At 62.1% G+C, this 18,994-nt stretch carries 21 protein-coding genes and 1 other RNA gene; 12 read left to right on the plus strand and 10 right to left on the minus strand.

Translation table 11 applies throughout. The features are described 5' to 3' along the window. Positions 1-114 precede the first annotated feature (114 nt). Together AYK65_RS00975 and speB are read right to left on the minus strand one after the other, a co-directional pair. Positions 115-957 carry a lysine/arginine/ornithine ABC transporter substrate-binding protein gene (locus tag AYK65_RS00975; protein ID WP_081157929.1) on the minus strand — a complete coding sequence of 281 codons (843 nt, stop codon included), beginning with the start codon at positions 955-957 and terminating at the stop codon, positions 115-117. A gap of 51 nt (positions 958-1,008) precedes the next feature. Beyond that, a complete protein-coding gene (gene speB, locus AYK65_RS00980) occupies positions 1,009-2,076 on the minus strand; it encodes an agmatinase (protein WP_081157805.1) in 1,068 nt (355 codons plus the stop codon). A gap of 188 nt (positions 2,077-2,264) precedes the next feature. Here speB and AYK65_RS00985 point away from each other — a divergent pair, with 188 nt between their 5' ends. The 4 genes from AYK65_RS00985 to AYK65_RS01000 are packed head-to-tail and all read left to right on the plus strand — an operon-like array spanning position 2,265 to position 5,237. Further along, a complete protein-coding gene (locus AYK65_RS00985) occupies positions 2,265-2,963 on the plus strand; it encodes a GntR family transcriptional regulator (protein WP_026616784.1) in 699 nt (232 codons plus the stop codon). 29 nt (positions 2,964-2,992) lie between these two features. After that, complete coding sequence (locus tag AYK65_RS00990; protein WP_026616785.1) at positions 2,993-3,718, plus strand: ABC transporter permease; 726 nt, start codon at positions 2,993-2,995, stop codon at positions 3,716-3,718. Further along, entirely contained in the window at positions 3,718-4,422 is a 705-nt protein-coding gene (locus AYK65_RS00995) for an ABC transporter permease (RefSeq protein ID WP_026616786.1), read from the plus strand. The genes AYK65_RS00990 and AYK65_RS00995 overlap by 1 nt, the downstream gene beginning before the upstream one ends. Before the next feature lie 11 nt (positions 4,423-4,433). Then, positions 4,434-5,237, plus strand: a complete 804-nt coding sequence (locus AYK65_RS01000) for an ABC transporter ATP-binding protein (protein ID WP_026616787.1) — start codon at positions 4,434-4,436, stop codon at positions 5,235-5,237. Positions 5,238-5,363: 126 nt separating this feature from the next. Here AYK65_RS01000 and AYK65_RS01005 read toward each other — a convergent pair whose 3' ends face one another. Next, positions 5,364-6,233, minus strand: coding sequence for a ferritin-like domain-containing protein (locus AYK65_RS01005; protein WP_081157806.1), 870 nt, complete (start codon positions 6,231-6,233; stop codon positions 5,364-5,366). 219 nt (positions 6,234-6,452) lie between these two features. Next, positions 6,453-7,901 carry an MFS transporter gene (locus AYK65_RS01010; protein ID WP_081157807.1) on the minus strand — a complete coding sequence of 483 codons (1,449 nt, stop codon included), beginning with the start codon at positions 7,899-7,901 and terminating at the stop codon, positions 6,453-6,455. Positions 7,902-8,038: 137 nt separating this feature from the next. Here AYK65_RS01010 and AYK65_RS01015 point away from each other — a divergent pair, with 137 nt between their 5' ends. Continuing rightward, positions 8,039-8,977: a LysR family transcriptional regulator gene (locus AYK65_RS01015; RefSeq protein WP_026616790.1), complete on the plus strand. Its 939-nt coding sequence runs from the start codon at positions 8,039-8,041 to the stop codon at positions 8,975-8,977. A 10-nt stretch (positions 8,978-8,987) separates the two neighbouring features. Here AYK65_RS01015 and AYK65_RS01020 read toward each other — a convergent pair whose 3' ends face one another. Then, positions 8,988-9,443 carry an SRPBCC family protein gene (locus AYK65_RS01020; protein WP_026616791.1) on the minus strand — a complete coding sequence of 152 codons (456 nt, stop codon included), beginning with the start codon at positions 9,441-9,443 and terminating at the stop codon, positions 8,988-8,990. 60 nt (positions 9,444-9,503) lie between these two features. Next, positions 9,504-9,779 (minus strand): BON domain-containing protein, encoded by a 276-nt coding sequence (locus tag AYK65_RS01025; protein WP_046120073.1) that lies wholly within the window; start codon positions 9,777-9,779, stop codon positions 9,504-9,506. Positions 9,780-9,832: 53 nt separating this feature from the next. On the opposite strand from AYK65_RS01025, the gene AYK65_RS31370 reads away from it, so the two are divergent. Both AYK65_RS31370 and AYK65_RS01030 read left to right on the plus strand, forming a co-directional pair. Beyond that, complete coding sequence (locus tag AYK65_RS31370) at positions 9,833-10,039, plus strand: hypothetical protein (RefSeq protein ID WP_026616793.1); 207 nt, start codon at positions 9,833-9,835, stop codon at positions 10,037-10,039. A 10-nt stretch (positions 10,040-10,049) separates the two neighbouring features. Next, entirely contained in the window at positions 10,050-10,994 is a 945-nt protein-coding gene (locus tag AYK65_RS01030) for an AEC family transporter (protein WP_046120072.1), read from the plus strand. A 23-nt stretch (positions 10,995-11,017) separates the two neighbouring features. On the opposite strand, the gene AYK65_RS01035 is transcribed toward AYK65_RS01030, so the two are convergent. Continuing rightward, positions 11,018-12,115 (minus strand): branched-chain amino acid aminotransferase, encoded by a 1,098-nt coding sequence (locus AYK65_RS01035; RefSeq protein ID WP_081157808.1) that lies wholly within the window; start codon positions 12,113-12,115, stop codon positions 11,018-11,020. A gap of 275 nt (positions 12,116-12,390) precedes the next feature. Then, positions 12,391-13,035 (minus strand): c-type cytochrome, encoded by a 645-nt coding sequence (locus AYK65_RS01040; protein WP_034885806.1) that lies wholly within the window; start codon positions 13,033-13,035, stop codon positions 12,391-12,393. Between the two features lie 156 nt (positions 13,036-13,191). Between AYK65_RS01040 and AYK65_RS01045 the strand changes: the two genes are divergently transcribed. The 3 genes from AYK65_RS01045 (at position 13,192) to AYK65_RS01055 (ending at position 15,303) form a co-directional block, all read left to right on the plus strand. After that, positions 13,192-13,944, plus strand: coding sequence for a 3-deoxy-manno-octulosonate cytidylyltransferase (locus AYK65_RS01045; RefSeq protein ID WP_081157809.1), 753 nt, complete (start codon positions 13,192-13,194; stop codon positions 13,942-13,944). 13 nt (positions 13,945-13,957) lie between these two features. Further along, entirely contained in the window at positions 13,958-14,812 is an 855-nt protein-coding gene (locus AYK65_RS01050; protein ID WP_026613642.1) for a prephenate dehydratase, read from the plus strand. A gap of 353 nt (positions 14,813-15,165) precedes the next feature. Then, on the plus strand, positions 15,166-15,303 hold the full coding sequence (locus AYK65_RS01055; RefSeq protein WP_065285016.1) for a DUF1127 domain-containing protein: 138 nt from the start codon (positions 15,166-15,168) through the stop codon (positions 15,301-15,303). A 162-nt stretch (positions 15,304-15,465) separates the two neighbouring features. On the opposite strand, the gene nudC is transcribed toward AYK65_RS01055, so the two are convergent. Together nudC and AYK65_RS01065 are read right to left on the minus strand one after the other, a co-directional pair. Next, on the minus strand, positions 15,466-16,446 hold the full coding sequence (nudC, locus tag AYK65_RS01060; RefSeq protein ID WP_026613641.1) for an NAD(+) diphosphatase: 981 nt from the start codon (positions 16,444-16,446) through the stop codon (positions 15,466-15,468). Positions 16,447-16,448: 2 nt separating this feature from the next. Continuing rightward, positions 16,449-16,853 carry an HIT domain-containing protein gene (locus tag AYK65_RS01065; RefSeq protein WP_026613640.1) on the minus strand — a complete coding sequence of 135 codons (405 nt, stop codon included), beginning with the start codon at positions 16,851-16,853 and terminating at the stop codon, positions 16,449-16,451. A 107-nt stretch (positions 16,854-16,960) separates the two neighbouring features. Here AYK65_RS01065 and ffs point away from each other — a divergent pair. After that, positions 16,961-17,058, plus strand: an RNA gene (gene ffs / locus AYK65_RS01070) — signal recognition particle sRNA small type. A gap of 44 nt (positions 17,059-17,102) precedes the next feature. Beyond that, a complete protein-coding gene (locus AYK65_RS01075) occupies positions 17,103-18,977 on the plus strand; it encodes a DNA polymerase III subunit gamma/tau (RefSeq protein WP_046120071.1) in 1,875 nt (624 codons plus the stop codon). The last annotated feature ends 17 nt before the right edge of the window (positions 18,978-18,994 follow it).

The following is an 18,994-nucleotide window of genomic DNA, read 5'->3' on the forward strand; positions in this document are numbered from 1 at the left end:
CGCGCGGCGCTGTAGGCGTGTTGAAAAATTCGCAGCAGTTCCATGCAGCCGCCGAACTTTTCGAGCGTCCGACGGCTGTCGTTTCTTGTGGGTAGAAGGTAGGCTACCGGTCGATTATTCGAGGCCGATCTTCATCCACTTTTTCGCAAGCTTGTTGATTGTGCCATCAGACTTCGCCGCGCGGATCGCCTCATCAAACATAGCCTTGAGTTCGGTATCGTCCTTGCGAAGGCCGGCAGCGATACCTTGGCCGAATACTCCGCCGGTGAAGGTCGGCCCGGCAATGGTGTAGTCTTTGAAGTCCTCCTTCGACAGCGTCGCGGTGAGCGATGTCGTCTGCGCTACGACGGCGTCGATGCGACCCGCCTGCAGATCGAGGTCGTGTTGCTCGACGGTCTTATATTCGCGCGGATCGACGACATCCTTGAAATAAGTGTCGAGGAAGGCGACGTTTGCCGTGGAGACCTGAGCGCCAACAGCCTTGCCGTTCAGGGCGTCCCGAAGAGGCTGCAATTCCTGCTCGACCTTCGCTTTGTCGCCCGCAAGATCGATGGTCGTTCCGGTGCCAGGGAGATTTGCGAGCGGGCCCGACTTTTCAACCATGAACGCTGCCGCGGTTGGAGCATAGGGTTCGCTGAAGGAGATGACGGCAAGGCGCTTCTCAGTGACGATCATCGACGCCATGATGACATCGAACTTCTTGGCGGTCAGCGACGGGATGAGTCCGTCCCAGTCCTGCGCGACAATGTTGCATTTGATCTTCATGCGGCCGCAAAGATCATTGGCGAGATCGATTTCGAAGCCGGCAAGCTTCCCGTCGGGTCCTGTGAAATTCCAGGGCTCGTAGGCGCCTTCAGTGGCAATGGTGATTTCGGTTGGCTTGCCCTGCGCGTGGACGCTACTCGCAGCGAAGGCGCCAAGAATCATGCTGGCGAGTGCAAGTTCGATTTTCCTCATTTTCATTCCCCTTTTTGGTTTGGCGCTCATTGTTGAGCGGCTTGCTTATGATCAGCGTGATGCCTCGATCTGCCGGGAAGCGCGGATCCTCATCGCCTCTGCGGCCAGGCAGAGGATTTCGAATAAAACCTGAGCGGCGATCTGCGCCGTATTCGTTGTCGGATCGTATTGAGGCGCGACCTCGACGACGTCGCCGCCGATGATGTCGAGACCTGAAAGACCGCGAAGGATGCCGAGCGCCTGGGTGGAGGTGAGCCCTCCCACCTCGGGTGTGCCGGTCCCTGACGCAAATGCCGGGTCCAGGGCATCCACGTCGAAGCTGACGTAGGTCGGGCCGTCGCCCGCCACCGCGCGAGCCTTTTCGATCACCTTTTTGATGCCGAGTTCCTCAACCTCCTCGGCGTGAATGACGGTCATTCCAGAGGCGTAGGAAAACTCCCAGAGATACTCGGAATTGCCACGGATACCGATCTGGATCGTCCGGCGGGGATCCAGCACGCCGTCGAGCACGGCTTGCCGGAACGGACCGCCATGATGAAACTTGCAGCCCTCAAACGAGCCGCTCGTATCGCAATGGGCATCGATGTGGATCATGCCGACTGGCCGATCGCGGCCGACGGCGCGAAGCAGCGGCAGTCCTATTGAGTGATCACCGCCGACCGAGAGCGGCACAACGCCAGCGTCGATCAGGGCACGAACATACCGCTCTATATCCTCGTGCGAACTAACGAGATCGAAACGGCTGCGGAAGGGCACGTCGCCCACATCCGCGACGCAGACATGCGCGGTGGGGACCGCACGCAACACGTGATCAAAGGGCCCTACTCTCTCGACGTTGCGAACGGCGCGAGGACCGAAGCGTGCACCGGGGCGGTTCGTCACACCCAGATCCAGCGGGATGCCGAGAAGAGCTACATCGATATCTGTAAAGCCGGGCGCAGCATCTTGCCGAAGAGGGGCTTTCAGCAACGTCGGAACGCCGCAATAGGGGGCCTGGCGGCTATCGCCTTCGCCGAAGATCTGGTCTGCGACCTTGCGAAACTCGGGGTCGAAAATGTCAGCCCCGGACGCGTTCGCATACCGGGCACGGAGTTCCTCAAGGCTCAAGATCTCAGGCATGCAAGGTCCTCCATCCGCCCTTTATCCCCCTGGGTCTTGCCGATTCCGCTTTTCGACAGAATGCCATTGATGCTGTGGGCAACGTTGTATACATATCTGTATGCCACTTGATCTGGCAAGAGGAAAAACGATATCTTTCTTCGCAGTAGTCCGGCTCTTGCGGCCGCGGACTATGAAAGGGGACTGGTTTGACACTCACCAAAAACGAGCCGCGCGCTTCGCTGCGTGAAACGACATATGCTCGACTGAAGGATCTGATCCTCACCGGACAGCTGCGGCCCTCCGAGCGACTCTCCGAAAACGCTCTCGCAAAGAGGCTCGGAGTGAGCCGCACTCCGCTCCGCGAAGCGTTGATGAAGCTTGAAGAGGAAGGCCTGGTCGTCGGCCAAAGAAACCTCGGCTACACGGTCTCGGACTTGGACATCACCGCCTTCTGCAACCTCTTGGTTGTCCGCGAGGCGCTCGATGTGTGCGCGGCCCGGCTCGCCTGCGTCACGGCGACGGAAGAAGATCTCGACAGGCTTCGCGGCGTCATCTCGCAGATGGTCGAACTCAAGGAAAGTGCCGATGACACTCCTTCCGATGCGGCGCGAAACCTTGATCTCGGTCTTTACATCCACCGGGTCATTCTGGAGGCGGCGCGCAATGATGCGCTCACTCGGCTAAGCGAGCAGGTGTATCAGCAGCTGCGGCTGGCGCTCTGGCTCGAAGTTCTGTGGGTGGATCTCGAACACACCGATTTGGATGAGCACCGGGCCATTGCCGATGCCATCTGCGCGCGCGACCCGGAGGCGGCCGAGGCGGCTGCGCGAGCGCATGTTCAGAGCTCACTAAAGAACATGTCGAAACTGCAGCGCATTTGGGCGCACCGACGGGCCGCGGATTAACTCGCCGGGCGCAGAGAGGCCGGATACGCATGGAACTCATTGACAGGTATTTGGTGCTCGTCGGCTTTGGCGAGACCGGTTGGGGGCCATTGCTTCTTAGCGCATCGGCCATGACCCTCGGGGTCTCGATCTGCGGCTTCCTGGCGGGTACGGTGATTGGATCAGTCGTCACGTTCATGAAGTTGTCGCGCTACATGGTGCTCCGCTGGCTAGCGGACGGTTACACGACCATCCTGCGCGGTGTGCCGGATCTTCTCGTCATCTACCTGTTCTATTTTGGCGGGAGCGCATTTCTGGGGTATCTCGGCGGCCTCTTTGGCTATCAAGGCTTCATTGGCATGCCGGCTTTCCTCACCGGCACGTTGGCGCTCGGCGTTGTTTCCGCCGCATATCAATCCGAAGTGTTTCGTGGCGCTTTCAAGTCCGTTGCCAGCGGCGAGCTCGAGGCGGCGAGTGCTGTCGGAATGCGGCCCTGGCCGAAGTTTCGCCGCATCGTCGCCCCCCTGGTTCTGCGCTACGCTATCCCCGGATTGGGCAATACCTGGCAACTCGTGCTGAAGGAGTCGGCGCTGATTTCCGTCACTGGCCTCGTCGAACTTCTGCGTCAATCTCAGATCGCGGCCGGTTCGACACGGCGGCCATTCGAGTTCTACCTGACTGCCGTCGTTCTCTATCTCGTCATCACCTGGGCATCGTCGATCGCCTTCCGCCATTTGGAGACGAGAACCATGCGCGGCACCCGGAGTTCTCTGTGATGGACTTTGCATTCATGTGGGAGACGTTCCTCATCCTCCTGACGGGCTTGCCGCTCACACTGGAGCTTGCAGTGACGTCCATTTTAGCCGGCGGCATCCTTGCGCTTCTTCTTTCGCTTTTTGCGGTGGTCGGAGGGCCGATCGGCCGTGGTTTCACCCGAGGCTACGTCTTCGTCTTTCGAGGGTCGCCGCTGCTTGTACAGATGTTCCTCATTTATTACGGCCTTGGGCAATTCCGACCATTGCTGCAGGAACTCGGCCTTTGGGCAATCTTCCGCGAGCCCTATTGGTGTGCAGTGATCGCACTGACGTTGAACACAGCGGCCTATACCAGCGAGATCTTCCGCGGAGGCTTGAACGCCGTTTCCGTTCAGCAGGTCGAGGCAGCGCGTGCCTGCGGCATGTCGGGCCCGCTGCTGTTCAGGCGCATCGTTTTGCCCATCGCTATCCGGCATGCACTTCCAGCCTACGGCAACGAAGTCATCTTGATGCTCAAGGCAACCGCGCTGGCATCCGTCATCACAATCATGGAAGTCACCGGCCTTGCGGGGAAGCTGATTGCCGACAGCTTCCGAGCCTTCGAGGTCTTCATCGTCGCCGGTGCGATTTATCTCGCGATTACCTTCCTCGTCACGCGGTTGATGATGATCGTCGAATTCTGGCTCTCGCCCCATCTTCGCATGAGGCCACCAACTTTGGCATAACGGGAGTACGCATGTCTGACAGGGGAACGTTTCTCACGGCTGACAATAAGAACAGCACAGCCGCCGTCTCGGTGAAGGACCTTCGCAAACGCTTCGGTCCGCTTGAAGTTTTGAAGGGAGTTTCGCTCGAAGCGCTGGAAGGTGATGTGATCTCGATCCTCGGCTCATCCGGATCCGGAAAGTCGACGATGTTGAGGTGCATCAATATGCTCGAAGTGCCCGACAGCGGTGAAGTCTGTATTGGCGGTGAAATGTTTCGGCTGAAAAAGGGACGGCACAAAACCGAGCCGGCCGATCGGCGGCAAGTTGATCGTCTTCGCGAACACATTGGAATGGTATTCCAGAGTTTCAATCTGTGGTCGCATATGACGATCCTCGAGAACGTGATCGAAGCACCCGTACATGTGCAAAAGCGCAATCGCGCCGAATGCATTGAAGAGGCGGAGGCTTTGCTCGAGCGGGTCGGTATCGGCGACAAACGCAATTTCTACCCTGGCCACTTGTCTGGCGGGCAACAGCAACGCGCCGCGATCGCGCGGGCGTTGGCGCAACGACCGAAGGTCATGCTCTTCGATGAGCCGACCTCCGCACTCGATCCGGAGCTTGTCGGCGAAGTGCTGAAGGTTATGCGTTCACTCGCTGAAGAAGGCCGAACGATGCTCGTCGTCACCCACGAGATGGCGTTCGCACGCGACGTGTCCAGTAGGGTTGTGTTTCTGCACAAGGGCGTTGTCGAGGAAGAGGGGCATCCTGCCGAAGTTTTTCGAAACCCAAAGTCCGAGCGCTTCCGGCAGTTTCTTTCGAATGAGCGATAGTCTTGGAAGTTCGCCAAGTCGAAAAGACTCTGTCCGCCATCCCCGCCAATTGTTTTTTATCGCGCCATGTTTTCGCGTCTCGTTTCAGGCGGGGTCTAGCGGGCCGCGGGCTTTTCGAAGCTCGCTTTAGGTGCTCTTGATCACTCCGTTCATGCCGTTCGGGTAGAAGCCGCCCTTGCTCGCGCCTGCCTGATCGGTGAGATACACGATTCGTAACACCTCCTCCGGAGTTCTGGTGAAGGCTATCGCATCCGGCGTCGAAGGAACGATGTTGGCTTTGCCGTCCATTCGCATCCCTTGATCCTTGTCCTCCGGTCCATCGATCTTGTCGCGTGCGTCGGAAACCGCATTTGCCGCCTCCCAGGCCTGTTCGCCCATTCTGTAGAGCGTCGAGCGCGCCATTCCCATATGGTAGGCCTCGACCGCCAGAATTCCGGCGGCGGCGGCGAGAAAATCCTTGTTCTTGAGGACCGTCGCCGCACCCGCATAGGCGGTGACGCCCACGTCTTCGAACAGCATGCCGCCGAGCACGAAATTCATTTCGTTGCCGAAGGGATCGAAGTCCTCGCCCAAGCCGGCGGCTTTTGCAACCGCAGCAAAGCCGGCATCGAAATCGATCGCCGGTCGAGACACGGCCTGATCTCCGAGCGTTTTGCGATAGAATCTGACGTGCGCAAGTTCGTTTTCCGCGACCTCGCGCATGAACTCGCCGATCGCAGGGGTATCAAAGGAAACTTGCTTGCCGCCGGTCACCGGGCCGGGTTCCGCCCCGGCATCGGAATCGTCGATTCCCTTGCCGGTAGTACCCCGCAAATAGTACTCGGCTTCCATATACTCCAGGTTGAGGGCAAACTGAAAAATATCCTCATCCTGCATGTCGGCCGGTTCGTCGGCGCGCGAAACCGCAGGGAAACCTGTGGTCGAGGCAAGCACCGCTCCGAAACCGAACTGCAATACTCTGCGCCGGGGAAGATAAAGCGAAGGTATGACGCGCATTGGTTCCTCCTTGAGGCCCGCCGGCGTCAGTCTTGGCTCCTTCGATGCGGGCCAACTCACCCGAACATCGCGACAGGGGAAATGTTCCGGTCGCGCCGCTACTGCGTGATTCCGTTGCACATCCGATTGGACACACGGCGCTGTAGGACTGCCCGCCGAAGACACTGGCAGGCTGCGAAACCACTGGCGTTTGGTCGTCGGCTGTCGCGGACGCTTGCATCACGACGCGTTGCGAGGAAGCACAGCGCCTTTCGCGAGGACACGGCTCCCAACCGCAATGGGGAGAGCGATGACGATCAGGACCGCTGCGACCGCGAAGGTGATTCGCATGCCCGTGGCAACGTCATCGGCAGGTGCCGCCGTGATGTCGGGTGCAGCCGAGGCGACGGCGAAGACGGCTCCCATGACGGAAGCACCAGTGACGAGCCCGACATTACGCGACAGGTTGAGCATGCCGGAAACGACGCCTCGCTGATCCGGATGGACATCCATCATGACGGTCGTGTTGTTGGCCGCCTGAAACAACTGGTAGCCGGGCGTGAGCACGGCGATGGCGGCAATGTAGCCCGCGACGCCGAAGATCGACGGCAGCACGGACAGAGCAATTGCCCCGCCTGCCATCACGATCAGTCCGGCTATGACGACGGAAGCAGCGCCCCAACGATCGACGACACGGCCGGCCGGGATGCCGCTCAGCGCGGAAATAATCGGGCCAGCCGCCATGACGATGCCGACAAGGGTCGCGTCGAGCCCGAGCGCATGCGACAGGTAGAACGGGCCGACCACCAGCGTCGCCATCATCACCGTCGAGACGAGCGCGTTCATTGCAAGACTTGTGCTCAGCACGGGGTTGCGGAACGCCGCCAATCGGATCAGGGGCGATGCCACCCTTGCTTCCGCGAGTACGAAAAGGGCGCCTGCCAAGGCTGCGGCCGCCAGGAGCCCCATGTTGAGTCGGTCGAAATGACCGCGCCCCGCCGTCATGGCGAGCGCATAGGCCGCAAGCGTCACGCCGAGCAACAGCGTGCCCAGACCGTCGAAGCCGTCGCAATCGATCTTCGCGCTGCGCCCTTGGCCGGACAGGAAGCGATGAGCGAGAAGGATATTCAGGATGCCGAGCGGAACCATGATGAGAAAGATCGTCCGCCAGCCGGCTCCGGCAATCAGGATGCCGCCGAGCGATGGGCCGAGCGCGGTGCCGATGGCCGACATCGTGCCGAGCAAGCCCATGGCGCTTCCGGTCTTCTCCTTCGGGACGGTCTCGCCGACAAGCGCCATGGCAAGCGCCATCATGATCGCCGCTCCGATACCTTGCGCCGCCCGGGCGGCGATGAGCAGCCATAGCGTCGGCGCGACGCCGCTCAAGGCGGATGCGGCCGTGAACAGGGCGATTCCGGTGATGAGCAGCCGCCGGCGGCCGACGATATCGCCGAGCCTCCCGACGCTGACGATCAGCGTGGTGATGGCGAGGAGATAGGCAAGTACGATCCATTGAACTTGCTGGAACGGTGCAGCGAACGCCACGGCCAGCGTCGGCAGGGCAACATTGGCGATGCTGGTGCCGAGCGAAGACAGCAATATCGTCAGCGAAAGGCCGGCGAGCGCCCATCGGCTCGAGGCGCGATCTTCCACTGGCTCGTCTTTCTTTGCGGTGTTTGGCTTCGACATAAGGCTCCCTCTCCCGACGCCCGAACCGGCGCCGTCAGAAGCCTAGGCCGTCGCGCTATATGGCGGAAGGCGCACGATTTGCATTTTATTCGTGCGTTTGACGCCACATATCAGCCAGACTGCGCTATGCTCGATTCATGTCGAAACCCGATCTCAATCTGCTCGTGACCCTTGATGTGCTGCTCGCCGAAGGCAGCGTCGCGCGCGCGGCTAGAAGGCTGCGATTGAGCCCATCGGCGATGAGCCGGGCGCTCCAGCGATTGCGCGAGACGACGGGCGATCCGCTGTTGGTCCGGGCCGGACGCAGTCTCGTCCCGACGCCCCGGGCGCTCGAACTCAAGGAGAGAGTCGGCCAACTCGTGGAGGCCGCGCAAAGCGTTCTCCGCCCCGCCGAGAAGCTCGACCTCAAGCGGCTTGTCCGCACCTTCACGGTCAGGACCAGCGACGGTTTCGTCGAGAATTTCGGACCGGACCTCATTGCCCGCATAGGCGAGGATGCGCCCGGCGTGCGGCTGTGTTTCATGCAGAAATCGAACAAGGACAACGCGCCACTGCGCGAAGGAACGGTGGATCTCGAAACGGGCGTCGTGGGCGACATGACCGGCCCGGAGCTGCGTGTGCAGGCTCTCTTCCAGGACAGTTTCGTCGGTGTCGTCGGCAAGGGGCACCCGCTGAGCGAGGGTGAGATCACCCCCGAGCGCTACGCGGCCGGCAGACATATCCTGGTCTCACGACGGGGTCTCGACAAGGCAGCGCTCGATATCGATGACGCGCTGAAGCCGTTCGGGTTGGAACGCGAGATCGCCACGACCGTCGGCGGGTTCTCGACCGCGCTGGCTCTCGCTCGCGCCACCGACCTGGTCGCCAGCGTTCCCGAAAGGCATACCCGGAGTTTGCGCGACGGAATGTTCAGTTTTCCGCTTCCCGTCGCGGTGCCGCAGATCACGGTCTCGTTGCTTTGGCACCCGCGGCTCGACGCCGATCCGGCGCATCGCTGGCTGCGGAACTGCATCCGCGACGTTTGCGCGGGCCGACGCTCCGATCTCTCTATGGGTAAGGGAGTGGGGGAAGGCTGAGTCGAGACCTCTAAGGAGAAGGTGAGCCTTCGACAAATGCCTTGATGTTTTCGGCCTGGATCTCCCAGCCCTTGTCGTTGCTGCACCACGCCTCCTCGCGGCTATCCTCCGGCAGGGAGTCGAAACCGGATTCGGTTATCGTCAGATGCGTTCCCTTCGTCGTCGGCTTCAGGCGGAATTCGACTCGGGTCGAAGGCTCTCTTGAGAGATCAGCATTCGGGTTCTTGGAATGCGGCCAGCGGAAGGCGAAGAGCCGAGGCTCCTCCATGCGCTCGGTCAGCGACGTCCACGGCAGCCCCTCGTAACCTGGATAGGTGATCTCGCCAGTCGTGACCTTGCCGACTACGAAGGGTCCCGTGAGCTTCACGCGGAACCACTCTCCGAATGCTTCGTGGTCGGTCAGCGCCCGCCAGACCCTTTCTACCGGGGCAGCCAGTTCGATCTCTTTTTCGATCCGGTCGATCATGATCCCGTCTCCGCTTCAGCAAATAGAGGTCCCGTGACTCTACAATCGCCGTGCGCTCCTTCACTCCCCGGCCTCGCTCGGACGCACCGCTAACCGGTTCTCGACGCGTGCCACTCCGATGACCGAGGCGGCGGCCTCTCCGGCGCAGGCGATGTCGGCCTCACGAGAGACGTTACCCGAGAGGACCACCGTGTTGCCGAGGGCGATCACGGAAATTTCGCTCGTGTCGATCATGCTGGCGTAGCGAAGGAAATGCATGACCTTTTCCGCCAGCGCATCGTCGGTCAGATGCGGATCGTCGTCCCTGTGGGAATAGATCGGATGTTCCGTCGACATACTCGTCTTCCCGCTCGCTGGTCGCAACGCCTATTCGGGGTGGATTGTTCCGGATGAAGCTTGCAGCGGCCGACGTGCCTTCCGCCGCCTCTGGCCTTCGACCCTTGCTCTTGCGTCTGGGGCTCGAACGGGTCTATGCCTCGACAACCACCGGCAGCGCCGCACATCCGGACGAGACGGGCAAAGGCCGCTGTAGCACTTTGAATCACCTGCATGATTTTGTCCCTAAATCGATTCCGGTTCAGGGAATCACGCAGTAGGGCTCGCCGCATGTCCGAAATCTTCCTGAATGTCCTTCCGATCTTCATCCTGATCCTGACCGGCTGGCTGGTCGTCCGGTTGGGCTACCTGAAAGCGGCTGTCGGCGACGCGCTCGGCGATTTCGTCTTCAGGGTCGCCGTGCCGGTCCTCCTCTTTCGCACGATCGCCGAGGCGGACTTCAAGGAAGGATCGCCCTGGCCGCTCTGGGTCGCCTATTTTTCCGGTGTTGCCGTGACCTGGACGATCGGTCATCTCGCGGCCACGCTCGGCTTCGGCCGCGACGCGCGCATGGGCGTGCTTGCCGGCGTTTCCTCGGCTTTCGCCAACACTGTCTTCATCGGATTGCCGCTGGTGTCGCGCGTGGTCGGCGAGGAGGGGGTGGTGGCGCTGTCGATCCTGCTTTCCGTCCACCTGCCGGTGATGATGATCGCCGGAACGGTGCTGATGGAGCGCGCGGAACGCAAGACGACGGGTGCGCCGGGGCAGGGAATCCTGAAGCTCATGGCCGGCGTTGCCCGCAATCTCGTCCGCAATCCGCTGGTCATAGGTCTTGCCTGCGGCGCGCTCTTCCATCGTCTCGGTCAGCCGCTCGGTGGGCCGGCGAAGGTCATCGTCGATCAGCTCGCTGGCGTCGCCGCACCCGCCGCGCTCGTTTCGATCGGCATGGCGCTCGACAAATACGGCCTCGCCGGCAATACCGGGCTTGCCACCGTCGCCAGCACGCTCAAGCTCCTGGTGTTGCCGGGCGCCGTCTTCGCCGCTTGCCACCTGTTGGGCCTCAGCGATAGCTGGACCGCCGCACTCGTCCTGACCTCATCCGTCCCGACCGGTGTCAATGCCTGGCTCATCGCCAACCATTTCAATGTCGGTCACGCGCTCGCCTCCTCGACGATCACGCTGACGACGGCCTTCGGTGTCGTCAGCGTGTCCGCCTGGGCCTATCTGTTGATGTGACGCGGGCTTCTTCTGCGAGTCGTTCAGAACAGCCGGTCGAGCCAGCCGTGTGGGTCCGGCGCCCGCCCGTTCTGGATATCGAGCAGCGCCGCCTTGAGCCGTGACGCAACCGGGCCGGCTCCGCCGTCGCCGATGGTAAAGCCGTACCTCTTGCCCTTCACCTTGCCGATCGGCGTCACCACCGCCGCCGTACCGCAGGCGAAAGCCTCGGTAAGCCGTCCGCTCCTGGCATCCGTCTGCCACTGGTCGATGGCGTAAGGCTCCTCGCGCACGGTGAGCCCCAGATCACGGGCAAGCGTGATCAGCGAATCGCGGGTGATGCCCGGCAGGATCGTGCCGGTGAGCGGCGGCGTCTGCAGCGAACCGTCGTCGAAGACAATGAAGACGTTCATGCCTCCGAGTTCCTCGACAAAGCGGCGCTCCACCGCATCGAGGAACACCACCTGTTCGCAACCTTCCTGGATCGCTTCGGCCTGTGCTGCGAGGCTCGCGGCATAATTGCCGCCGCATTTAGCCTCGCCGGTGCCGCCCGGTGCTGCCCGCGTGTAATTCTCCGAAACCCAGAGCGTCACCGCCGGGGCGCCGCCCTTGAAGTAGGAGCCGACGGAAGAGGCGATGACGCAATAGAGATAGTCGGCGGAGGGTTTCACGCCGAGAAGGACCTCCGTGGCGATCATGAACGGCCGCAGATAGAGGGCCGCCCCGTCGGCTGCCGGGATCCAGTCGCGGTCGGTCCTGACCAAGGCCCGTACGGATTCGACGAACAATTCCTCCGGCAAGGGCGCCATCGCCAGCCGCGTTGCGGAATTGCGGAAGCGGCGCGCATTCGCATCCGGGCGAAACAGCGCGGCCCCGCCGTCGGGCAGGCGATAGGCCTTCATGCCCTCGAAGATCTCCTGGGCGTAGTGGAGCACCAAGGTTGCCGGATCGAGGTCGAAAGCCGCGCGCGGTCCGACCTTCGCATCATGCCAGCCGCGCCCCTCGGAATAGCGGATCGTTACCATATGGTCGGTGAACACGCGGCCGAAGCCCGGATTCTCAAGCAGAGCCTCGCGCTCGCTCGCCGCCATCGCCTTGGGGTTCTTCTCGAACAGGAAAGTCTGTGCACCGCTCTCAGTCATGTCTCATCCCCTCCTTCGTTCCGAGTGAATCCATCCTACCCGCGCGGAAGGAGGACCCGGCTCAGATCGGGTGGTGTTTGGTTGCGCTTATGCTTCTGTCTTACACATTTGGCGGCATCCGCAACAGATGACGGCGACGGATTTGGCATCGATGGAAAGGCGCAAGCTGCCACTCCGGTCGCCCCATGCACTTACTGCACCTTCCTGCTGGTAAAGCAGTGAGGCAACAAAAAACCCGGCCGTTCGGCCGGGCTTTCTTCCAAAATGTTCTGCGCTCAGTTTGCCGGGGCCGGAGCCGGGGCTGGAGCCGCCGCCTGGCCACTTTCGGCTGGAGCCGGTGCGGCTTCGGTGGAGCCGGTCGCGCCCGGTTCCGGCAGCGGTGCCGGGCTGTCTGCCTGCTGACGCAGCCAGGCGATCAGGTTGGCGCGCTCGTCCGCCTTCTTGAGGCCGGCAAAGCCCATCGCCGTGCCCGGAACATGCTTCTTCGGCGCTTCGAGGAAGTAGCTGAGGTGATCGTAGTCCCAAACCACCTTGCCGCCTTCGGCGAAGGTCTGCATGCCGGCGGAATAGCTAAAGCCCTCATGCGAGGCGACGGGGCGGTTGACGACACCCCAGAGATTCGGGCCGACCTTGTTCGCTCCGCCCTTATCCACGGTGTGACAGCTTGCGCACTTCTTGAAGACGGCCTCGCCGGCCGCAGCGTCCGCCTTGGCAAGCAGCGGTCCGATCGGCTCGGACTTCGCCTCCTCGCCGCCGGCAGCATCAGCTTCGCCGCCTGCCGTTTCCTCGGCCACGATGGCAAAACCTTCCTTTTCGGGAGCTTCGGAATGGAAAATGCCTTCTGACGCGATGGATACGGTCATCAGAACGAAGACCGTACCCAACAAGGCACCCACACCCATGTTCACATATGGATTCATCTGCAAACGCTCCCTTAGCCACCGGCGCAAACAAAAAACCGGCCCATCTTGAAATCGCGCGGAACCTATGTCTTTTGGCTCTGCGTTGCAACAGAGATTATCAACCCCGAAGTGAGACCTTTTGACACTTTCCGTGGGGTTTTTGAAGGCCAGACGATGAATCGTGAACAACCGGGCAAAGTCCTCGTGCTCATTCCGGCGCGCATGGCCTCCACGCGCCTGCCGGGCAAGCCGCTTGCCGATATCTGCGGCCTGCCGATGATCGTGCAGGTGGCAAAGCGCGCGGCGGAAGCGGATGTCGGTCGAGTCGTCGTTGCAGTCGACGACCCCGAGGTGTTTCGGACAGTGAGCGACGCGGGTTTCGAGGTGATCATGACGCGGGTCGATCACCAGTCCGGATCCGATCGCATCTATGAAGCGCTGGCGAAGGCAGATCCGGAAGGCAAGGCGGAAATCATCATCAACGTCCAGGGCGACCTGCCGACCATAGAGCCCGGACCGATCCGCGCGGCGCTGAGGCCGCTTGAGAACGCCTCGACGGACATTGCTACCCTCACCGTGGCGATCGCCGACGAGCACGAAAAGACCAATCCCAATGTCGTCAAGGTCGTGGGCTCGCCGCTCTCCGAAAGCCGGCTCCGCGCGCTTTACTTTACCCGCGCCACCGCGCCATACGGCGAAGGCCCGCTCTACCACCACATCGGTCTTTATGCCTATCGCCGCAAGGCGCTCGAGACCTTCGTGTCGTTGAAGCCCTCGACGCTCGAGAGGCGCGAATCGCTCGAGCAATTGCGGGCACTCGAGGCCGGCATGCGCATCGATGTCGAGATCATCGATTCCGTGCCGCTCGGCGTCGACACGCCGGCAGACCTGGAAAAGGCTCGTCGTATCCTTTCCGCCCAAGTTTGAGAGGGAAACCAAAGTGACCGCCAAGACCAATCGGATTTCCTTCCAGGGCGACTATGGCGCCAATTCCGACATGGCCTGCCGCGACATGTTCCCGGCGATGGAACCGCTGCCCTGCCAGACCTTCGAGGATGCCTTCCTCGCGGTGGAAAATGGTGAGGCCGACCTTGCCATGATCCCGATCGAGAACACCATTGCCGGTCGCGTCGCCGACATTCATCATCTCCTGCCGGAATCGCGTCTGCACATCGTCGGCGAATACTTCATGCCGATCCGTTTCCAGTTGATGGTGTTGCCGGGCGTCAAGCACGACGAGATCCGCACCGTGCACAGCCACATCCACGCGCTCGGCCAATGCCGCAAGATTGTCCGCGCCAACCGCTGGAAGCCGGTCGTCGCGGGGGACACGGCCGGAGCTGCGAAGCTCGTCGCAGAGACGGGCGATCGCTCCATGGCAGCGCTGGCCCCGCGCCTCGCCGCCGACCTCTACGGTCTCGAGATCATCGCCGAGAACGTCGAGGACACCGACAGCAACGTCACCCGCTTCGTCGTGCTTTCGCGCGAGGAGCAACGCATTTCCCGCAAGTCCGATGACGAGCTGATCATCACCACCTTCGTCTTCAACGTGCGCAACATCCCGGCCGCCCTCTACAAGGCCATGGGCGGTTTTGCCACCAATGGTATCAACATGACGAAGCTCGAGAGCTATCAGCTCGGCGGCAAATTCGTGGCGACGCAGTTCTATGCCGATATCGAGGGTCACCCCGACGATGAGGGAGTCCGCCACGCGATGGACGAACTGCGCTTCTTCTCGGAAAACGTACGCATCCTTGGCACTTATAAGGCGCATCCGATGCGCGGCGTGCTCTGAGGAACTGCCGGCTTATTACGCGGCGGCCGGCGTAATTACTCACTCCGCCGTCATCCTCGGTCTTGACCCGAGGATCCAGGCCACGCCTGCCCAGATAGGAGTTTGCGCAGTGCTTGCGATTGGATCCTCGGGTCAAGCCCGAGGATGACGCAGTGGTGGGCGCCACCGAGTCATTGCAGCGTGGTCGTACGGGTCGCTGCAGATTTGAATGGTGGCGATCCTCCGGCACCAGAACGTGGCAAAATTCGTTAACCGGCTACGCGTCCAGTGCATGCCTAATTTGCATTCATGGTGCTACTAAATCTTAGGCAAATGCCTATTTGACCTCCGTCAAGAAAAATGGAGTGTCAAAGATGAAGATCCGTCGGAAGATCATGGAATACGCACAGATGCGCCGCGCGGTCCGCGAGTTGCGCGCTCTCGACGATCACGCCCTGCGCGACATCGGTATTTCCCGTTCTCAGATTCAGGCCGCCGTCTACGGCCGCTAATCCAAAATGTCCCGCGCCCGATCGAAGGCGCGGCACCGTAAGTCTTCCACACCCCGCCGTCCTCTCGTGCGGGGTGTGAGCGTTTCTGGGATAGAGTTATCCCAAGCCGCCGCAGACCATGAGCGACATGCTATTGAGGGCCTCGTCGCTTTTGCGGCTAACTCAGCTTCGCTCCGGCCAGGCGAGCCAGTCGCGCATCAACTGGTGCGCAATGGCGCCTTTCGGCGGCGGAATGTGCTCGTCTCCCGTGTCGGCGACCCCGGTCGTGCGTTCAAGCAGGGCTTCGATCTCCGCCCGGGTGAACCAGCGCACGTCCTCCAGTTCCTGCTCGTCGCGCTTGATGACGGTCGACTTGGCTTCGGCATAGCAGCCGATCATCAGCGAATGCGGCAACGGCCAGGGTTGCGAGGCGTGGTAGCGGACGCGGCCGACGCGAATGCCGGATTCCTCCTGCGTTTCCCGGCGCACGGCGTTCTCGATTGTCTCGCCCGGCTCGACAAAACCGGCGAGACAGGAATACATGCCTGGCACGAAATGCGGGCTGCGGCCGAGTAGGCAGAGATCGCGCTCGAGGTCGATCGTGAGCATTATGACGACCGGGTCCGTGCGTGGAAAGACCATGTGGCCGCAGGCCGTGCAGACGCGCCGATAGCCGCCGGCCGCGCCATCCATCGGGCCGCCGCAGCGGCCGCAGAAACGGTTGTTGGCGTTCCAGACGATCAGGCTCGAACCCTGCGCAAATTGGCCGAGCAGTTCCTCCGGCAGCATCTGTTGCCGGTAGAGCGTTCGCGCGTCGGCGATCTTGAACGGCTCCGGCACCGTCTCCTCGGTCAGCCCGGACGGGACAGCAAGGCGCGGATCGCCGTTCGGCAGGTAGCCGAGCAGGATCGCCTCGTCGAGAGTCGGCGCGAGCCCCGCGAGCTCGTAGGGCGCGAAAAGCGGGTCGATGATCTTCTCGTCGTGTTTGACGATCAGCTTCGCTCCGGAAAAGGCGAGGAAATGCGCGCCCGGATGCTTAAGCGCGGTTTCGACGCAATCGTCGGGCCGGTGCTCGGACCGGCGGTCCAAGTGGTTCTCGGCGAAGGCGACAAGCGTGCTCGGCTCCGGATGGGGGCTGTGAAGATCGAAGATCGTTTTCGTCATGCTCAGAGATTTTCCAGAATGCGTGCTGCGAATGCCTTATGGTCCTCGTCGAGCCAGGGTTCTGGCTTGCCGAAGCCCCAGACCGGGCCCGGCCAGTTCGGATCGCCCTCCCGGCGGGCGATGATATGCACATGAAGCTGCCGGACGATATTGCCGAGCGCGCCGATATTGATCTTCTCGGCGCCAGTCACCTTTTTCAAGGCGGCGGCCACCAAGTTGGTCTCGAAGGTCAGCATCGCCTGATCGAGCGGCGTCAGCTCGTAAACCTCGGAGACGTCGGCGCGCTGCGGAACGAGGATCAGCCACGGCCAGCGGCGGTCGTTCATCAACCGCAATTCGCAAAGCCCGAGCTTGCAGATCGGGATGCCGTCGCGCCGAAGTCGCTCGTCGAGGGTGAAGGTCGTCAACAAAAATTCCTCGGCAATGAAACGGATTCGCTTTGTTTCCCATATCGATATCAGTTTTTTGACGGCTTGGCTTGCATTTGGTTCAGATATTGCCGATATGAGGGCCGGGAGGTTGGTGGTGGACGAGCCACTCGCCAACCGGGTCAGGTCCGGAAGGAAGCAGCCCTAACGAGCCCCGGCACGGGTCATCGTGCCAGCCTCCCACTTCTCCGTCCTGTCGGGACAAGAGTTCGAACAGCGGCAGGGTCGATGAGCGACGAAGCGCCCATTTCATCCCCGATTTCATCCGTCGAGAAACCGGCCGCCTACCGTGTTCTGGCGCGCAAGTACCGCCCCAAGGACTTCTCCGATCTGATGGTCGGTCAGGAGCCGATGGTGCGCACGCTCACCAACGCCTTCGAGACCGGCCGTATCGCCCAGGCCTATATGCTGACGGGCGTGCGTGGCGTCGGCAAGACGACGACGGCGCGCATCCTGGCGCGCGCGCTGAACTACAAGACCGCCGAGATCGACAAGCCCACCATCGACCTCAGAGCGCCGGGCGAGCATTGCCAGGCGATCATGGAGGGCCGCCATGTCGATGTCATCGAGATGGACGCCGCTTCGCACACGGGCATCGACGACATCCGCGAGATCATCGAGCAGGTGCGCTATCGGCCGGTCTCGGCGCGCTACAAGGTCTATATCATCGACGAAGTGCACATGCTCTCGACGCAGGCCTTCAATGGCCTGCTGAAGACGCTCGAAGAGCCGCCGGAGCATGTGAAGTTCATCTTCGCGACGACCGAAATCCGCAAGGTTCCGATCACCGTTCTGTCGCGTTGCCAGCGCTTCGACCTTCGGCGCATCAGCGCCTCCGATCTGGTCGGCCTCTTCTCCACCATCCTCGGGAAAGAGGGTGTGCCGTTCGACCCCGAGGCGCTGGCCATGGTAGCGCGGGCGGCAGAAGGTTCGGCGCGCGACGGTCTCTCGCTTCTCGACCAGGCGATCGCCCATGGCGGCGGTTCGGTCGAAGTCGAAACCGTGCGCTCGATGCTCGGGCTTGCCGACCGCGCCCGCATCGTCGATCTCTTCGAGCGTGTCATCAGGGGCGATGTCGCTGGAGCCCTTCACGAGTTCGCGGCACAGTACGAAGCCGGCGCCAATCCAACCGTGGTCCTTACCGATCTCGCCGATTTCACCCACCTCGTGACACGGCTGAAATACGTCCCCGACGCGGTGAACGACCAGTCCTTGAGCGAGATCGAGCGCACACGCGGGGCAGAATTCGCCGACAGCGTCGCGGTGACGACGCTCTCGCGCATCTGGCAGATGCTGCTCAAGGGCATTCCCGAGGCGGAAAGCTCGGCACGGCCGGCCGGCGCCGCCGAGATGGTGCTGATCAGGCTCGCACACGCCGCCCATTTGCCCTCGCCCGAGGAAGCGACGCGGCGGCTCCTTGAGCTTTCCGGCGGCGAAACCGGGGGCACGCGCCTCATGCCGAGCGGCAATGGCGGAGCCCAGGGCCGTGAGAGCGCGCCGGTCGAGGCTTGCGCAGTGGCGACGGCACCGGTTCCGTGGTCTTCGAGCAATGGCGCGACCATGCTGCGCACGGTGCCGGACACCGCGCCCCAGCCGATCGACATCGGTCGCGTGGAGGATCGCGCGGTCGCGAGCCCCGCGGCCAGGCCCGAGCCGAAGGTTCCGGTCAACTCGATCAGCGACATTGCCGATCTCTGCGCCAAGAACCGCGACATCAAGCTGAAGACGCTGGTACGCGGTTTCTTAAGGCTCGTGCACATCGAGCCGGGCCGGCTCGATGTCAATCTTCCCGACGATGCGCCGAAGACGCTACTCGGCGAACTCGCCGTCAAGCTCAAGGAATGGACCGGCATCCACTGGGTCGTAAGCTACAGCCGCGAGCCCGGAGAGTCGACGCTGGTCGAGGCCGAGCAGCGCGCCCAGGAGCAGCGCGTCAACGATGCGCGCCAGGACCCCGACGTCGCCGCGATCCTCGCGCGGTTCCCGGGTGCCAGAATCACCGACGTGCGCATCCGCGCCGCGGAAGAGGAGGTCGAGAGCCTCGCTCCGGCGGCAGCCCAATCCGAGGACGGCGACATCGTCCCGGGCGACGATATCGAGTAAATGCGCGAACGCTGAAG

Source organism: Ensifer aridi (genome assembly GCF_002078505.1).
Lineage (GTDB): Bacteria > Pseudomonadota > Alphaproteobacteria > Rhizobiales > Rhizobiaceae > Sinorhizobium > Sinorhizobium aridi.

Coding starts and splice junctions, on each gene's coding strand:
- AYK65_RS00975 (WP_081157929.1), bottom strand. CDS start 957: ATGAGGAAAATCGAACTTGCACTCGCCAGCATGATTCTTGGCGCCTTC.
- speB (WP_081157805.1), bottom strand. CDS start 2,076: ATGCCTGAGATCTTGAGCCTTGAGGAACTCCGTGCCCGGTATGCGAAC.
- AYK65_RS00990 (WP_026616785.1), top strand. CDS start 2,993: ATGGAACTCATTGACAGGTATTTGGTGCTCGTCGGCTTTGGCGAGACC.
- AYK65_RS00995 (WP_026616786.1), top strand. CDS start 3,718: ATGGACTTTGCATTCATGTGGGAGACGTTCCTCATCCTCCTGACGGGC.
- AYK65_RS01000 (WP_026616787.1), top strand. CDS start 4,434: ATGTCTGACAGGGGAACGTTTCTCACGGCTGACAATAAGAACAGCACA.
- AYK65_RS01005 (WP_081157806.1), bottom strand. CDS start 6,233: ATGCGCGTCATACCTTCGCTTTATCTTCCCCGGCGCAGAGTATTGCAG.
- AYK65_RS01010 (WP_081157807.1), bottom strand. CDS start 7,901: ATGTCGAAGCCAAACACCGCAAAGAAAGACGAGCCAGTGGAAGATCGC.
- AYK65_RS01015 (WP_026616790.1), top strand. CDS start 8,039: ATGTCGAAACCCGATCTCAATCTGCTCGTGACCCTTGATGTGCTGCTC.
- AYK65_RS01020 (WP_026616791.1), bottom strand. CDS start 9,443: ATGATCGACCGGATCGAAAAAGAGATCGAACTGGCTGCCCCGGTAGAA.
- AYK65_RS01025 (WP_046120073.1), bottom strand. CDS start 9,779: ATGTCGACGGAACATCCGATCTATTCCCACAGGGACGACGATCCGCAT.
- AYK65_RS31370 (WP_026616793.1), top strand. CDS start 9,833: ATGAAGCTTGCAGCGGCCGACGTGCCTTCCGCCGCCTCTGGCCTTCGA.
- AYK65_RS01030 (WP_046120072.1), top strand. CDS start 10,050: ATGTCCGAAATCTTCCTGAATGTCCTTCCGATCTTCATCCTGATCCTG.
- AYK65_RS01035 (WP_081157808.1), bottom strand. CDS start 12,115: ATGACTGAGAGCGGTGCACAGACTTTCCTGTTCGAGAAGAACCCCAAG.
- AYK65_RS01040 (WP_034885806.1), bottom strand. CDS start 13,035: ATGAATCCATATGTGAACATGGGTGTGGGTGCCTTGTTGGGTACGGTC.
- AYK65_RS01045 (WP_081157809.1), top strand. CDS start 13,192: ATGAATCGTGAACAACCGGGCAAAGTCCTCGTGCTCATTCCGGCGCGC.
- AYK65_RS01055 (WP_065285016.1), top strand. CDS start 15,166: ATGAAGATCCGTCGGAAGATCATGGAATACGCACAGATGCGCCGCGCG.
- nudC (WP_026613641.1), bottom strand. CDS start 16,446: ATGACGAAAACGATCTTCGATCTTCACAGCCCCCATCCGGAGCCGAGC.
- AYK65_RS01075 (WP_046120071.1), top strand. CDS start 17,103: ATGAGCGACGAAGCGCCCATTTCATCCCCGATTTCATCCGTCGAGAAA.